Below are 14,119 nucleotides of genomic sequence, written 5' to 3'. Positions count from 1 at the left end.
ACGTGCTGGTAAGCTTCGTTTGGGCAGGGTACGTCTGAGTAAACTTCAAAAAACCGGAGCCTGATATGACCGATCTGACGCCAGTGTCCTTTGCTGTCACCGACCTTGACGCCTTTGCCGAGCATGCCGGCCGCATCGCGGTGATCGTCACGCCTGAGGGCAAGCTGGAACAGTCGGGGCGCCGGGTGAACCGGCTGAGCAAGGGCGCGTTGCAGCGGTTTGTCGACAGTGAACGTTTTGCCAAGGTCAAGGTGGGTCAGGTCGTGAGCATGGCGTGGCCCGCGGGCATGGCCGCCGAGGCTGTCGATCTGATCTGTCTGCCCCGCAACCATTCGGTCGAGGAGGCGCGCAAAGCCGGGGCCGCCCTTGGCAAGGCGCGCGGTGATGCGACTTTGTTGCTGGCGGTGGATGGCGCGCGCCGGGTGGCAGAGATCGCGTTCGGCTGCGTGATGCGCGACTACACGTTTTCAGCTCATAAGACGGATGCGGAGGCCAACACGACAGGCATCAGCGTCATGTGCTCAAAACCTGACGAGGCCGAAGCGGCGGCAGCCCCCTTGCTCGCCATCGCAGAGGGCACGTTCATGACCCGCGATCTGGTCAACGAGCCTGCCAATGTGCTGACGACCACCGAGTTTGCGGATCGCCTGGCCGAGATGACTTCGCTTGGACTCGAGGTTGAGGTACTGGAAGAAGCCGACCTTGAAAGGCTGGGCATGCGCACATTGCTTTGCGTAGGGCAGGGGTCTGACAGCCCGTCCAAAGTGGTGGTCATGCAGTGGAAGGGCGGGGCCAAGGACGCGGCACCCTTGGCCTTGGTCGGCAAGGGTGTGGTCTTTGACACCGGCGGCATCAGCCTTAAACCCGCGGGCGGCATGGAAGACATGACCATGGATATGGGCGGCGCGGGCGTTGTGGCGGGTACCATGCGCGCGCTCGCCAAGCGCAAGGCCAAGGCCAATGTCGTGGGCCTTGTGGGGCTCGTTGAAAACATGCCGTCGGGCAATGCCACCCGCCCGGGCGATGTGGTCACATCCATGAAGGGCGACACGGTTGAGGTCATCAACACGGATGCGGAGGGCCGCTTGGTGCTGTGCGATGTGATGTGGTACGCGCAAGAGCGGTTTGAACCGGCGGGTATGATTGATCTGGCAACCCTCACAGGTGCCATCATCATCGGGCTGGGCCACGAGAACGCGGGCGTGTTTTCCAATGATGACGCGCTGTGCAACGCGTTTCTGAAGGCCGCTGAGAAAGAGAATGAAGGTGCGTGGCGCATGCCGCTTGGCCAAGCCTATGACGACCTGCTGAAATCACGCATTGCCGACATGAAGAACATCGGCGGGCGTCCTGCCGGATCGGTCACGGCCGCGCAATTCCTGCAACGCTTTGTCAAGGACGGCACGCCTTGGGTTCACCTTGATATTGCGGGCGTGGCCTCGGTCAAATCTGCCACGACGCTGGCCCCGGCGGGCGCGACGGGCTGGGGTGTGATGGCACTGAGCCGCTTGGTGGCGGACAATTTCGAGACCGAGTGACATGGGGGCCGCCTATTTCTACCACCTGACGCGTCGCCCGCTGGAGGAAACGCTGGCGATGCTGCTTGGCAAAGCGCAAGGGGCAGGGTGGCGCGTTGCGGTACGCGGCGGAGATGCGGGGCGGCTGGCATGGCTGGATGAGCGGTTGTGGCTGGGGGTGGAGGACGGGTTTCTAGCCCATGGCATCGCCGGTGGTCCGCATGACGCCGACCAGCCTGTGCTGTTGACCACCGGACCGGCCGCCAATGGCGCGACCTGTGTGATGAGTGTCGATGGGGCCGAGGTCTCTGCCGATGAGGTCGCCGCGATGGAGCGGGTGTGCGTGCTGTTTGATGGCAACGACCCGGAGGCGCTTGATGTGGCGCGCGGCCAGTGGAAGGCCCTGAAGGATGCGGGCGCATCTGCGCAATACTGGTCCGAAGAAAGCGGGCGGTGGGAGAAGAAGGCCGAGACGTAAGGTGGCGACATTGCCCGACCCTACCGGCTGAGGGTCAGCGCCCCGTCCGCGATTTCGATCCGGCCCCACCGTTGCAAGTAACCCATGCCAAGCAGGGATTGGTCCAACTCACCCCCGTTGACCACAGCCGAGACGTTGGTGTCGACATGCGGCCCGATCTCGACCGTGTCCAGACGCACCCGTGCGGTGCTGACCTCGCCATTGGCGGTCAGGGCACGGCCCAGATAATTGAGGTTTGCAGGATCCAGCCCGGCGGCCTCCGCATCGGCTTTGTTCAGCACAATATCCGTGGCCCCTGTGTCGATGACAAAGTCCACAGGCGCGCCGTTGATGTCCAGCGTCAGCAAATAATGCCCGCTGCGGTCGCGGGGCACGGTGATTGTGCCGCTCTCGTCAAAGCGGGTCTGGCTGGCAAACAAATCCTCCTCGATATCGCCCCACATGCCGACAACTGCGATGGCCCCGAGGAAAATCAGCACCCAGATCGCCGCCATCTGCAGGGTCTGGCTGAGCTTGAGTTTCGTGGTCAGCAGAAAGCCCGCGCCAAGGACGAGGCCGAAGACGCTGAGATAGACCAGTTGTGCAATGCTGTCGCTGCTCATGAGAGATATATAGGCGCTTTGTTTTTTGTTTTCAGCCCGGCATCAAACCGAAATTGCGCAGACCGTCGAGAACGAATTGCACTGACAGGGCGGCGAGCAGCATCCCCAAAAGGCGGGTCACGACCGTGATCCCGGTCTTGCCCAAGGCGCGTTCCAAGAGCGACGAGGCGAGAAACAGGCCCAGGCACACGCCCAGAACAAGAGCGGTGATCGCCAGCACCAGCGCCAGCCCTTCGACCCCCGGTTTCTGACCTGTCAGAAGGATGACGGAGGCGATGGAGCCGGGCCCGGAGATCAGTGGGATTGCGAGGGGGAAGACCGAGGGGTCGTCCTGTGCGTCGGCGTCCTCGCTTTGATCTTCGCGCCGCTTGGTGCGCCTCTCGAATAGCATATCGAGGGCTGTGAGAAACAGCAGGATGCCGCCTGCGACCCGAAAAGCGGGCATTGAGATGCCGATGAAGCCCAGCACCGCCTCACCAAACAGCGCAAAGACGACGAGGATCAGCATGCCGATGGCGCAGGCGCGCACCGCAATGGCCCGCCGCTCGCGTTCGGGGACACCTTGGGTCAGTGCCACGAACAGCGGAGCCAGCCCGATGGGGTCGATCACCACGAACATGGTGACGAAGGCAGTGATCAGAAAGGCGGTGTCGATCATTCTTTTCTTATTATATTGAGCGCCTTGCGGCGCGTTATTTATGTTGGAATGAGGGGCGCTGCCCCTCAAGCACCCCGCGGTTTAGTTGGCGAAATGAAGCTGGATCAGGCTTGTTCGGCGCTTTCGAGCCGCTCAAGATCTTGCATCCACAGCGTTTCGGCGCGCCCGAGCGCGTCCATCACTTCGGCATATTTCTTTTGCCAGACCTCCATTTCGCCCAGTTTGGCATCCTCGTAAAGCGCGGGGTCGGCCAGCTTCTTGGCCAGCTTGTCGCGCATGTCGTTCAGCTTTTCCACCCGCGCTTCGGATTTGCGCGCCTCGGCTTTCAGCGCGAGCATGGCGTCACGATTGGGTCGTTTGGGTTTGGGCTTTTCGGCTGCGGGTTTGGCGGGCTTGCCGTCGCTCAGCAGCAGTTTGCGATAGGCCTCAAGATCATCCTCGAACGGTTTGACCGTGCCGTTTGAAACCAGCCACAGCCGATCGGCCACGAGTTCAAGCAGGTGCATGTCGTGGCTGACGAGGATCACGGCTCCGGTATAGGCGGTCAGCGCCTCGACGAGCGCCTCGCGGGATTCGATGTCGAGGTGGTTTGTCGGCTCGTCCAGGATCAGCATGTGGGGTGCGTCGAGTGTCGCCAGCAAGAGCGACAGCCGCGCCTTTTGCCCGCCTGAGAGTTTTCCCACAACCGTTTCGGCCTGATCCGCCATCAGTCCGAAGCCCGACAGCCTTGCGCGCCAGCGTGCAGGCCCTTCGGTGGGGCGTTCGCGGCGCAAATGGTCGAGCGGGGTTTCGTCAATGAACAACTCATCCACTTGGTGCTGCGCAAAATAGCCGATGCGCAGCTTGTTGGATTTGGTGATCTTGCCCGTCAGCGCCGGCAGCCGGTCGCTTAGAAATTTGGACAGCGTGGATTTGCCCTGACCATTCTTGCCAAGCAGCGCGATGCGGTCATCCTGATCAATCCGCAGCGAAAGTTTCGACAGCACCGTGGTGTCGCCATAGCCCGTGCTGGCCCCGTCGATATGGATGATGGGGGGCGACAGTTCCTCGGGGTTGGGGAAATCTATCCGCTTCAGCCCCGCCTCTTGCGGGGTGGTGATGGGCTGCATTTTCGACAGCGCCTTGAGCCGGGATTGGGCCTGACGCGCCTTGTCCGCCTTGTAGCGGAACCGGTCTACGTAGGATTGGAGGTGGGCGCGACGGGCGTCCTGTTTCTTGGCCATGGCCGCGGCATTGGCCAGTTTCTCGGCCCGCTGGCGGGCAAACTGGTCGTAGGGGCCTTGGTAGAAGGTCAGTTTGCGATCTTCGAGATGCAGGATGGCACCCACGGCGCGGTTGAGCAGGCCCCGGTCGTGGCTGATGATCACGACGGTGTGGGGATATTTCGCAAGATATGCTTCGAGCCAGAGCGCGCCTTCGAGGTCGAGGTAGTTCGTCGGCTCGTCCAGCAGCAGCAGGTCGGGTTGCGCGAACAGCACGGCGGCGAGGGCCACGCGCATCCGCCAGCCGCCCGAGAAATCGGCGCAGGGTTTGAGCTGTTCGGCGTCGTCAAAGCCCAGACCCTTGAGGATCGTGGCCGCGCGGGCCTCCGCACTCCACGCATCAATATCTGTCAGACGGGTCTGGATTTCGGCGATGCGGGCGGGGTCGTCGGAGGTGTCGGCCAGAAGGGCGGCGCGCTCGGTATCGGCCGCAAGCACGGTGTCGAGAAGCGAGGTCTGCGAGGCGGGCACCTCTTGGGCCACACCGCCGATGCGCGCGCCGGAGGGCAGTGAGATATCGCCCCCCTCAAGCGCCAACTCGCCCCGGATCAGGCGAAACAGCGTCGTTTTTCCGGTGCCGTTGCGACCCACAAGGCCGACCTTGTGTCCTTCGGGAATCACGGCACTGGCGCCCTCAAAAAGGGGGCGGCCCGCCACCGCGTAAGAGATATCTGAGATGCGCAACATGGCCTTGCTGATGCCGCAAGCACGCGGCGCGGTCAATCGCCGCTTTTCACGGATGCGCGTGCATGTTAGGCGGGCCGCGATTTAACACGCGTGGTGCCTTTGCACCACGTCAGACAGGAGTGATACCATGGCCCTTGAGCGCACATTCTCGATCATCAAACCCGATGCAACCCGCCGCAACCTGACCGGTGCGATCAACAAGAAATTCGAAGACGCGGGCCTGCGCATCGTGGCGCAAAAACGCATCCATCTGACCAAAGCCCAGGCCGGTGCGTTCTACGCCGTGCATGCCGAGCGTCCTTTTTATGACGAACTGTGCGAGTTCATGGCGTCCGCGCCCATCGTCGCTCAGGTGCTGGAAGGTGAGGGGGCAATTGCCAAGAACCGCGAAGTGATGGGCGCAACCAACCCCGCTGATGCGGATGCAGGCACGATCCGCGCTGAATTCGCGGAAAGCGTTGGTGAGAATTCGGTTCACGGATCAGACGCGCCGGATACTGCAGCCGAAGAGATCGCATACTTCTTTTCGGGGCTTGAGCTGGTTGGCTAGGCGTCTGAGACGATGAGATTGAAAGGCGTTCCCAGTGATCGGGGGACGCCTTTTTTGTATCTGCATATGCAGTGAGCTTTAAGATTGCAGTGTAATGCAATGATAAACTTATAAGATAATCGGTGGTGCGTCAGCCACGTCATCCGGCACGGGCGGGCTGACGTGTTTGCTGAGCAAGGCCACGTTGCGGGTGTTCGCCTTCCAGCCGATATCGAATAGATCACCCACCAGAGGGATGGACCCGATCAGCGCGTCCAGTCCGACATTCCCAAGCATACGCAGGGTGACATGGGCGGGCACCCCCATCTGGTGGCCCTTCAGCACGATATAGGCCGCCGGTCCCAAGGTCAGCACATCGCCGATCCCCGGAATGAGCCCTAGCAAACTGTCCCAACCCACCCGGACGCCGATCACAGGCAATCTGACGGCGCGGTCCATGGCGCGCGCGAGCCGGTCCAGCCGCTCAAGCTCGGGGTGGGCGATGCCCTCAGGCATGTTTTGGTGTCCGCGCGATGATCCACACGGCGTGGATGATGCCCGGCAGATAACCGAGCAGGGTCAGAAGGATGTTCAGCCAGAAGTGTTTGCCCAAGCCCACCTGCAAAAACACACCCAAAGGGGGCAGAATGACGGAAAGAATGATGCGGATGAGATCCATGATGTACCCTTTTGGCGTAAGACGCTGTTGGACAGGAAACCTCAGGTGGGGCGGTTTTGTTCCACCGCCTCAGGATTTGGCGACAACGCCGATCTCGTTCAGGGTGCGTTCGAAGTCGGACAAACCCTTGTCGAACCCGTCGGCCTTGATCGCATCAAAGCGGGCGCGCAGGGCCTTTTTCTCATCGCCCTTGCAATCGTTCCAGGGCCGTCCCTGCAAACCCATCACAAGGACGTAATAACCGATAAAGTGGGGGCGGGTGCCTGACATCAACAGGCGTCGATAGGCCTCGTCCGGGCCCAAGGCGCGCAGGGTTTCTGCGTCCGGAATGCCCGCTTTGGCGCAGGCGGCGTCCATTGCAGGACCAAGGTTGCGAATGCTCGAGACCGGAGTGGATGTAGCCGCTGTCATGGGCGCACTTTAATACGACCAGGCGGCGCTGTCACAGCCCATTGTCCGGTTCAGATGCTCGCGTAATCTGTAAAGATCGGCGTGGGCCGTGGATCGGGCTTGGGCCGGGGTTGATAGATCGGAATGCGTGTCTGCTTTGCCATTTTGGGTGCCTGCTTTGGTTGCTCGTGGTCACTCTTGGTGGTGATCGTTCCACACCAGCAGAGCAGTTTGCCGAGGCCGTGGCGCAAATGTGGCAATTGTGTGGCAATCCTAGCTGTCGCGGTCGAACCGATATCGTGTGATCTGCGTGTAGGGTTGGGTTGGTGTGCAGATAATGCTTGGGAAATCAGGGTGATGCACCGCGTCCGGCCAGCCTTGCGGCTCAAGCGCGATCCCGGCGTAGGGCGCGATGTCTGTCCCGGCGATCTTTGGCAGATATGCACCGCCATAGACCTGAAGCCCAGGTTCGGTGCTGTCGATATGCAGTCGAATGCCTTGCGCACCGTGAAGCGTGGCGACATGGCGCGCGGTCACCTGTTTGCGCGGCGCGGTGCACAGGTTGTGGTCGATTTCGGGGTGGAGCGGTTTGGGGGCGCGGTGATCAAAGGCGGTGCCTGCCACATCCGCAATTACCCCGGTCGGGATGTTGTGCTGATCGACCGGCAGGTAGTGCGCGGCATGCACCTGCAAAAGATGCGCGCGTGCATCCCCAAGCCGCCAATAGGGGTGGTGGGCGATGTTGATCGGGGTGGCGTGGTTCGTCGTGGCGGTGATGTCGAGCGTCAGGGTGGCCGCGCTGAGCCCATAGCGCACTGTGATCTGGCGCAATCCGGGCAAGCCTCCATCCCCATCTGCAAGGGTGCAGCGCAGGGTGACGCCGCTGTCATCCTGCGCCATCATGTCCCAGGGCCGACGATCCAACCCATCAGGCCCACTGTGCAGGGCCGTCCTGTCATTTTCGTTGGTTGGCATATGATAGGTGGCGTCGCCCAGATGCACCTCGCCACCCCGGATGCGGTTTGCCACAGGCCCCACAATCGCGCCGGCATAGACGTCATGCCACCCCGGGTGTCGGTGGGGGTCCGCATGCAAAACAAGGTTTGGTCCGTCGTGAAAGCTCACATGCTCAAGCCGTGCGCCGTAAGGCGAAATCCGGGCGGACATATCGGCGGATCGGAGGGTGAAATGCGTCATGGACAGACCATGGCAAAAGCCGGGGCAGGGTGCAAACCAACTGACCCGCCATGCGGTCGAAATGGGGGCTTTTCGGGGAAATTGGCTCCGGCGGTAGGGATCGAACCTACGACCAATTGATTAACAGTCAACTGCTCTACCGCTGAGCTACGCCGGAACGGTTTGTGGCGTATAGCAATGCTGATTCACCTCGTCCAGAGGGTTTGCGCCTCTGATCCGGAAAAAAGTTCACTGCGGCACTGCGTGCTGAAAAACTGCATCTGCGTGCAGGGTGCCTTGCGCTGCCACTTGAGATTTCCCTGCAAGGTCAATGAGATGCGCCAGTACGTTTCGGGTGGCGGCACCCAGTAGTGCTGGCGGCGTGTCCGTGTAGACCGCTTGCGCGATCTGGGTGGCGGTGGCGGGGCCCTTGCGCAAAGCGTCAAGAATGGCGGCTTCGCGTGCGCGGCGGTGCGTGATGAGCCAGTCAAGACGCCCATGCGGGTCTGTGATGGGCGCGCCGTGGCCCGGGTAAAACACCCGCCAGTCGCGCCAGTTGTTCAGATGATCGCAGGAGGCCATGAAATCCGTCAGGTCCCCGTCCGGGGGCGAGACCAGCGAACTGGCCCAGCCCATGACGTGATCGGCCGTCAGGCACGCATCCCCAAGCCCCAGACAGATGTGATTGCCCAGATGTCCGGGGGTGTGGATGATATCGAGCGTCCAGTCGCTGCCGATGATCTGCGCGCCGTCGCCCACGATGTGATCCGGCACAAAAGCGGTGTCGATGCCCTCGCCGCCGCCCACCAGATCGGTTTGGGCCAGGCGCTCCATGACGGCGCTGCGGCCAGCGGAGGCGGGGCCGAACCCGTAGGTCGGCGCGCCGGTGGCTTGCGAAAGGCGCCCGGCGAGGGGGGCATGATCCAGATGGCTGTGTGTGACCACGATATGGGTGATGCGCGCATCTGGCCCGCAAGCCGTGAGGATGGCATCCAGATGTGTCGGATCATCTGGTCCGGGGTCGATGACCGCCAGATCGCGCCCGCCCACCAGATAGGTGTTGGTGCCGCGATAGGTCATTGGTGAGGGATTGGGGGCCACGATCCTGCACAGGCCGGGCTCCAACAGCTCGACCTGGCCCGGAACGGGATCAAACACATCAACTTGCATGTCCGGTGCGTCCCTTTTCACCTTTGCGTCTTTCGCCCCGCCAGCAGGGGCGCTAGGTTCGCGCCCATGTCGTTCAAATGGCTCAAGCGTTACATGCCGCGCGGGATTTATGCCCGGGCCGCTCTTATCCTGTTGTTGCCGGTTGTGGTCGTGCAGCTTGTGGTTTCGGTCGTGTTTGTAAAGCGGCATTTCGAGGAAGTCTCACACCAAATGTCGCAAGCGGCTGCGCGCGAGGTGCGGCTGGTTCTGGCCAGCATTGAAAGCGCACCGCGCCGCTCGGACATCACGGAGACGAGCGCGGCTGTGGCCACGCCGCTGGCCATGACAGTCACGCCGCTCAGCGAGTCGGCATTGGACGAGCCGCATCAACGCGCGTGGTATGACTTTTCCGGCATCGTGATCACCGACCGGCTTGGAAATGCGGTGCCCGAGGTTGAGGTGGTGGACCTCTCGAACGACCGGCGGGTGCGGCTGGTGCTGGATACGACCATGGGCGCGGTCGAGGTGAGTTTTGATCGCCGCCGTGTGTCTGCCGCCGCACCGCACCAATTGTTCGTAAATATGTTGTTCTTCAGCGTGCTGGTGACCCTCATCGCCTTTATCTTTCTGCGCAACCAGTTGCGCCCGATCAAGCGGCTGGCGCGTGCGGCGGATGCGTTCGGCCGGGGCAGGGTGATGCCCTATTCCCCGTCGGGTGCCACCGAATTGCGCGCGGCAGGGGCCGCCTTTGTCGACATGCGCAACCGGATTGAACGGCAGATCGAAACCCGCACGCTCATGTTGTCGGGGGTCAGCCATGATCTGCGCACCCCGCTGACCCGCATGAAGCTGTCCCTGTCGATGCTGGATGACGACGAGCGCATCCCGATGGAGCGGGATGTGGAAGATATGCAGCGCATGATTGACGCATTCCTGTCCTTTGCCAAAGGCGACAGCGAAGACGAACCACAAGATACTGACCCGATCGCGCTGGTGCGCACGCTGGTCGAGGACGCGCAACGCGGCGGGCAACCTGTCACGCTGGTCGAATGCGAAGGCGCTGGCGAGATGCCGCTGCGGGTGATGGCCATTCGCCGCGCGCTCGACAATCTGGTCAGCAATGCGGTGCGCTACGGGACACGCGCCGAAGTTTCCGTGCTTTTGACCGACACGTTCCTGCGCTTCCGGGTTGAAGATGATGGCCCCGGCATTGCTGAAGATGACTATGCAGATGCGCAGCGCCCGTTCACCCGGCTCGACAGTGCGCGCAATCAGGACAAGGGGTCCGGCGTCGGCCTCGGCCTTGCCATTGCCACCGACATTGCGCGCGCCCATGGTGGCGTGCTGCGACTGGGCCGGAGCGAACAGTTGGGCGGCCTGCGCGCCGATATCGTGATCGGACGCTAAGCGCCTTGTGCCGCAGCGGCACACTTGCGCCGGGTGCGGCTGACGATCTTAGTGGGGCCTGAGCCACAAAAGGAGCCCGCCCCATGACACCCTATGAGATGATCCGCGCACAATTGAGCAAAGTCGTGCCGTTCGCCAACTATGTCGGTGTCGAAGTGATTGAGGTGGGCGATGGCACCGGCATAACGGCGCTGGATCAGCGCGAAGAGACGTCGAACCACATCCAAAGCCAGCACGCAGGTGCGATGTTTACTCTGGGCGAGGCCGCGTCGGGGGCTGCACTGGCCGGCACGTTCGGGCCGATGATCTTTCAGGCCCGCCCCGTCGCCTCGGGTGCGACGATTTCATATGTGAAGATTGCCAAAGGGCGACTTGAGGCGCACGCCAAGACGGACCGCCCCGGCGCGGATGTGCTCAAAGAGTTCGAAGCCGAAGGCAAGGTCGCCTTTGACATCAACGTCGATATTCGTGACGCCGAGGGTGACACGGTGGTGGCCATGACCGTGGGCTGGCACGTACGCAAAGCGTAAACGGCGGAGGTGTTGGTAGGCCCGGCAGGACTTGAACCCGCAACCAAAGCGTTATGAGCGCTCTGCTCTAACCAATTGAGCTACAGGCCCGCCAAAGGTGGGAATACCACCGGGGCGATACGTGTCAAGCGCCCCTAAAAGGTAAAGCGGGACCCGATGAACACCACGTCGGTGTCCTGAAAATCTTCGGCCGGGGTGGACACATCATAGGTGCGATAACCTGCGAAGAATTCGGTGTTCCACTTGTTGACCCTCTGCACGACGAAGAGGCTGAAGGATTCAGAATCGCTGCCGTTCACGTTCTGGTTGCTGCCGTCGTAGTAATCGAAGGCAAAGGATGTGCTGCCCCAGGGCAACAGATCTTTCTTCTGATAGCCGAGCTTGAGATAGTAGTAGCCCGGATCGTCGCGCCCATCGATGTCCAGATCATCCTGCGCCGAGGCGAATGTCACGTTGAACCCGGTGGGCTCGTGAAAGGCCGAGACAGACCCCGCGATCCGATCCGTATCCCCGAGTTCCGCAAATGTGATCCCGCTGCGAACGCGGAAATCCCCGATCGTGCCGTTGTAGCGCAGGACGATATCGTTTTGAGTGTTTTCACCGGCCGAGACCGAGGCCACAAAGCCGCCCCCAAATTCAGGCGTGTCATAACGGAACCGTTCGATCCGGGTGATTCCGTCAAAGTTCGAAAAGAAATCGCCGATGTCATTTGAACTAAAGTCGTCCGTGTCCGTGCGCAGGATCTGCCCGCCCGCGATCAGGCCCACAGCCGAGTTGTTCCCGATGAACGTGCCCGATGTGTCAATCTCTGCGATCCCGTTAGAGGCCGCATCGCCAAACCCATAGGTGAAGGTGCCGTAAGGCGTTCGGGTGAACACTTCGAATTTGCGCTCATTCGATACGGACGTGCTCACGTCGGAATTGAGCTGGCTGACCACATTGGAGGACGAGAATTCGAACTCGAATTCGATATTGCCCCCAATCACGTAGTCCCCGAAATCATAGCTGATACTGGAGCGCAGGCGGGTGGAGGAGTTGTCGTTGTCGACCCAGAATTCGTTGCTCTCGACCCCGTCATCGGTGAACAGCACGCCGCGGTTGATATGGCCGCCAAAGGTGAACTTTAACCCGCCATCCTCGAAATTGATGACCTGCGCATACGTCAGCGTCGGTCCGACTGTGGCTGTTGTCAAACCGGCGACGCATTTCATCAGGATACTGCGCACAGCACATTCCTTTCAAAAGACGGCATCGTTCCAGAACGCCCGAAAGTTGCGCACCTGTAAAGTTAAATGTCGGTGCCTTCCGCATCAGCGTCCGTTTCGTGAACTTGCCGTAATACACGCAGGCCGGCTTATTTCCTTTTGCAACCCCGCCCGAGTTCGCGATATGGGGCGCATGACCTTGGGAGTATGCACATGAGCGAGCAGAAGACTGGAATGACCTATGCCGATGCCGGCGTCGATATTGACGCAGGCAACGCGCTGGTGGACCGGATCAAACCGGCGGCGGCTGCGACAATGCGGGCCGGCGTGGCTTCGGGTCTGGGTGGCTTTGGCGGCTTGTTCGACCTCAAGGCGGCAGGCTTTGTCGATCCGGTTCTCGTGGCAGCCACGGACGGTGTAGGCACCAAGCTGCGCATCGCCATCGACACCGGCAATGTGGACGGCGTGGGCGTTGATCTGGTTGCGATGTGTGTCAACGATCTGGTCTGTCAGGGCGCGGAACCTTTGTTTTTCCTTGACTATTTCGCGACCGGCAAGCTGGAACTTGATCAGGCCGCCCGCATCATCGAAGGCATTGCGCGGGGCTGTGAGGCCTCGGGCTGTGCCCTGATCGGCGGCGAGACGGCGGAAATGCCCGGCATGTACCCGGCGGGTGATTTCGATCTGGCGGGCTTTTCGGTCGGCGCGATGGAGCGGGGCACGGCGCTGCCCGGTGGCGTGGCTGCGGGTGACGTGTTGCTGGGCCTTGCCTCGGACGGGGTGCATTCCAACGGCTATTCGCTGGTGCGCCGCGTGGTTGAGGCCTCGGGGCTGGCGTGGGACGATGCGTGCCCTTGGGGCGCGGGCACCTTGGGCGAGGCGCTGCTGACACCCACGCGCCTTTACGTCAAAGCGGCGTTGGCGGCGATCAAGGCCGGTGACGTGCACGGGCTTGCCCATATCACCGGCGGCGGTCTGACCGAAAACCTGCCACGCGTCCTGCCGGACGGGCTCGGGGTCACGGTCGATCTGGATAGCTGGGATTTGCCGCCCGTCTTTGGCTGGCTGGCCGAGGTTGGGGGCATGGCCGAGGCCGAAATGCTCAAGACCTTCAATGCAGGGATCGGCATGGTGGTTGTCGTGGCGGCGGACGCGGTTGAGGCGGTCACCGCCGCACTTGAGGGCGATGGACAGGACGTGGCCCGCATCGGCCATGTGGTCGAAGGGCAGGGTGTCTCCTACTCCGGTGCGCTTTTGTGACCAAACGGGTCGGGATTTTCATCTCGGGCGGTGGGTCGAACATGCGCGCGCTGGTCGAGGATATGACGGGCGATCATGGGGGTTGCCCGGCGGTGGTGCTGTCCAACAACGAAAGCTCGAGCGGCATCGCTTGGGCGCGGGGACAGGGGATCGCGACCGAAGTGGTTGATCACCGCCCCTTTGGCCAAGACCGACCCGCATTTGAGGCTGCAATTGATGCCGCCCTTGCGCCCCACAGCCTCGACATCATCTGTTTGGCCGGGTTCATGCGGGTGTTGACGGCTGGTTTCGTCGCACCCTGGCAAGGGCGCATGTTGAACATTCACCCGTCATTGCTGCCGAAATACAAGGGCCTGCACACCCATGCGCGCGCGCTGGCGGCGGGGGATACGCAACACGGATGCACCGTGCATCTGGTCACACCTGAATTGGACGATGGGCCAATCCTGGGGCAGGCCACAGTCCCGGTGATCGAGGGTGACACGCCCGAGACACTGGCCGCGAGGGTGCTGGTGCAGGAACATGCGCTGTACCCCGCCGCGCTGCGCCGTTTTGTGGATCGAAACACGACGCCGTTCACGCTCTAGCCA

General features: G+C 61.8%; 16 protein-coding genes and 2 tRNA genes. 7 read left to right on the top strand and 11 right to left on the bottom strand.

The window, feature by feature from the left end:
• The first annotated feature begins 65 nt into the window (after positions 1-65).
• Positions 66-1,538, top strand: coding sequence for a leucyl aminopeptidase (locus Q0908_RS06305; protein WP_299281976.1), 1,473 nt, complete (start codon positions 66-68; stop codon positions 1,536-1,538).
• A 1-nt stretch (position 1,539) separates the two neighbouring features.
• Positions 1,540-1,995 (top strand): DNA polymerase III subunit chi, encoded by a 456-nt coding sequence (locus Q0908_RS06300; protein ID WP_299281974.1) that lies wholly within the window; start codon positions 1,540-1,542, stop codon positions 1,993-1,995.
• Between the two features lie 20 nt (positions 1,996-2,015).
• On the opposite strand, the gene Q0908_RS06295 is transcribed toward Q0908_RS06300, so the two are convergent.
• The 3 genes from Q0908_RS06295 to Q0908_RS06285 all read right to left on the bottom strand — a co-directional run bounded on the left by Q0908_RS06295 (position 2,016) and on the right by Q0908_RS06285 (position 5,204).
• The gene (locus Q0908_RS06295; RefSeq protein ID WP_299281972.1) at positions 2,016-2,597 is read right to left on the bottom strand and encodes a TIGR02281 family clan AA aspartic protease; all 582 of its coding nucleotides are present in this window, start codon (positions 2,595-2,597) and stop codon (positions 2,016-2,018) included.
• A 31-nt stretch (positions 2,598-2,628) separates the two neighbouring features.
• Positions 2,629-3,255 (bottom strand): MarC family protein, encoded by a 627-nt coding sequence (locus Q0908_RS06290; protein ID WP_299281970.1) that lies wholly within the window; start codon positions 3,253-3,255, stop codon positions 2,629-2,631.
• 104 nt (positions 3,256-3,359) lie between these two features.
• Positions 3,360-5,204: an ABC-F family ATP-binding cassette domain-containing protein gene (locus tag Q0908_RS06285; RefSeq protein WP_299281968.1), complete on the bottom strand. Its 1,845-nt coding sequence runs from the start codon at positions 5,202-5,204 to the stop codon at positions 3,360-3,362.
• Positions 5,205-5,331: 127 nt separating this feature from the next.
• Here Q0908_RS06285 and ndk point away from each other — a divergent pair, with 127 nt between their 5' ends.
• On the top strand, positions 5,332-5,754 hold the full coding sequence (gene ndk / locus Q0908_RS06280; RefSeq protein ID WP_299281967.1) for a nucleoside-diphosphate kinase: 423 nt from the start codon (positions 5,332-5,334) through the stop codon (positions 5,752-5,754).
• Between the two features lie 108 nt (positions 5,755-5,862).
• Here the strand turns inward: ndk and Q0908_RS06275 are convergent, their stop codons facing one another.
• From Q0908_RS06275 to Q0908_RS06250, 6 genes are all read right to left on the bottom strand, one after another.
• Complete coding sequence (locus Q0908_RS06275; protein WP_299281966.1) at positions 5,863-6,249, bottom strand: DUF4112 domain-containing protein; 387 nt, start codon at positions 6,247-6,249, stop codon at positions 5,863-5,865.
• A complete protein-coding gene (locus tag Q0908_RS06270; RefSeq protein ID WP_299281964.1) occupies positions 6,242-6,412 on the bottom strand; it encodes a YqaE/Pmp3 family membrane protein in 171 nt (56 codons plus the stop codon). The genes Q0908_RS06275 and Q0908_RS06270 overlap by 8 nt, the downstream gene beginning before the upstream one ends.
• 69 nt (positions 6,413-6,481) lie before the next feature.
• Positions 6,482-6,823 (bottom strand): TfoX/Sxy family protein, encoded by a 342-nt coding sequence (locus Q0908_RS06265; RefSeq protein ID WP_299281962.1) that lies wholly within the window; start codon positions 6,821-6,823, stop codon positions 6,482-6,484.
• 252 nt (positions 6,824-7,075) lie between these two features.
• Complete coding sequence (locus Q0908_RS06260; protein ID WP_299281960.1) at positions 7,076-7,999, bottom strand: aldose epimerase family protein; 924 nt, start codon at positions 7,997-7,999, stop codon at positions 7,076-7,078.
• Positions 8,000-8,081: 82 nt separating this feature from the next.
• Positions 8,082-8,156 (bottom strand) — tRNA-Asn (locus Q0908_RS06255).
• Positions 8,157-8,227: 71 nt separating this feature from the next.
• Positions 8,228-9,148 (bottom strand): MBL fold metallo-hydrolase, encoded by a 921-nt coding sequence (locus tag Q0908_RS06250; protein ID WP_299282357.1) that lies wholly within the window; start codon positions 9,146-9,148, stop codon positions 8,228-8,230.
• A 66-nt stretch (positions 9,149-9,214) separates the two neighbouring features.
• Here Q0908_RS06250 and Q0908_RS06245 point away from each other — a divergent pair, with 66 nt between their 5' ends.
• Positions 9,215-10,534: an ATP-binding protein gene (locus tag Q0908_RS06245; RefSeq protein ID WP_299281958.1), complete on the top strand. Its 1,320-nt coding sequence runs from the start codon at positions 9,215-9,217 to the stop codon at positions 10,532-10,534.
• 83 nt (positions 10,535-10,617) lie between these two features.
• Positions 10,618-11,064, top strand: a complete 447-nt coding sequence (locus Q0908_RS06240) for a DUF4442 domain-containing protein (RefSeq protein WP_299281956.1) — start codon at positions 10,618-10,620, stop codon at positions 11,062-11,064.
• Positions 11,065-11,077: 13 nt separating this feature from the next.
• Here Q0908_RS06240 and Q0908_RS06235 read toward each other — a convergent pair.
• Together Q0908_RS06235 and Q0908_RS06230 are read right to left on the bottom strand one after the other, a co-directional pair.
• A tRNA-Ile gene (locus Q0908_RS06235) sits at positions 11,078-11,154 on the bottom strand.
• Between the two features lie 44 nt (positions 11,155-11,198).
• Positions 11,199-12,290 (bottom strand): hypothetical protein, encoded by a 1,092-nt coding sequence (locus tag Q0908_RS06230; RefSeq protein WP_299281955.1) that lies wholly within the window; start codon positions 12,288-12,290, stop codon positions 11,199-11,201.
• Positions 12,291-12,482: 192 nt separating this feature from the next.
• On the opposite strand from Q0908_RS06230, the gene purM reads away from it, so the two are divergent.
• A complete protein-coding gene (purM, locus tag Q0908_RS06225; protein ID WP_299281954.1) occupies positions 12,483-13,529 on the top strand; it encodes a phosphoribosylformylglycinamidine cyclo-ligase in 1,047 nt (348 codons plus the stop codon).
• Positions 13,526-14,116 carry a phosphoribosylglycinamide formyltransferase gene (gene purN / locus Q0908_RS06220; RefSeq protein WP_299281953.1) on the top strand — a complete coding sequence of 197 codons (591 nt, stop codon included), beginning with the start codon at positions 13,526-13,528 and terminating at the stop codon, positions 14,114-14,116. Before purM ends, purN begins: the two co-directional genes overlap by 4 nt.
• The last annotated feature ends 3 nt before the right edge of the window (positions 14,117-14,119 follow it).

This window comes from uncultured Tateyamaria sp. (assembly GCF_947494755.1).
Classification (GTDB): Bacteria; Pseudomonadota; Alphaproteobacteria; order Rhodobacterales; family Rhodobacteraceae; genus Tateyamaria.
Note: the sequence above shows the minus strand (reverse complement) of the source record. Positions and strands in the feature narration are given on the sequence as shown.

Bases quoted from the DNA above. Each gene is read 5' to 3' on its own strand.
- Q0908_RS06305 (WP_299281976.1), top strand. From the start codon at position 66: ATGACCGATCTGACGCCAGTGTCCTTTGCTGTCACCGACCTTGACGCC.
- Q0908_RS06300 (WP_299281974.1), top strand. From the start codon at position 1,540: ATGGGGGCCGCCTATTTCTACCACCTGACGCGTCGCCCGCTGGAGGAA.
- Q0908_RS06295 (WP_299281972.1), bottom strand. From the start codon at position 2,597: ATGAGCAGCGACAGCATTGCACAACTGGTCTATCTCAGCGTCTTCGGC.
- Q0908_RS06290 (WP_299281970.1), bottom strand. From the start codon at position 3,255: ATGATCGACACCGCCTTTCTGATCACTGCCTTCGTCACCATGTTCGTG.
- Q0908_RS06285 (WP_299281968.1), bottom strand. From the start codon at position 5,204: ATGTTGCGCATCTCAGATATCTCTTACGCGGTGGCGGGCCGCCCCCTT.
- ndk (WP_299281967.1), top strand. From the start codon at position 5,332: ATGGCCCTTGAGCGCACATTCTCGATCATCAAACCCGATGCAACCCGC.
- Q0908_RS06275 (WP_299281966.1), bottom strand. From the start codon at position 6,249: ATGCCTGAGGGCATCGCCCACCCCGAGCTTGAGCGGCTGGACCGGCTC.
- Q0908_RS06270 (WP_299281964.1), bottom strand. From the start codon at position 6,412: ATGGATCTCATCCGCATCATTCTTTCCGTCATTCTGCCCCCTTTGGGT.
- Q0908_RS06265 (WP_299281962.1), bottom strand. From the start codon at position 6,823: ATGACAGCGGCTACATCCACTCCGGTCTCGAGCATTCGCAACCTTGGT.
- Q0908_RS06260 (WP_299281960.1), bottom strand. From the start codon at position 7,999: ATGACGCATTTCACCCTCCGATCCGCCGATATGTCCGCCCGGATTTCG.
- Q0908_RS06250 (WP_299282357.1), bottom strand. From the start codon at position 9,148: ATGCAAGTTGATGTGTTTGATCCCGTTCCGGGCCAGGTCGAGCTGTTG.
- Q0908_RS06245 (WP_299281958.1), top strand. From the start codon at position 9,215: ATGTCGTTCAAATGGCTCAAGCGTTACATGCCGCGCGGGATTTATGCC.
- Q0908_RS06240 (WP_299281956.1), top strand. From the start codon at position 10,618: ATGACACCCTATGAGATGATCCGCGCACAATTGAGCAAAGTCGTGCCG.
- purM (WP_299281954.1), top strand. From the start codon at position 12,483: ATGAGCGAGCAGAAGACTGGAATGACCTATGCCGATGCCGGCGTCGAT.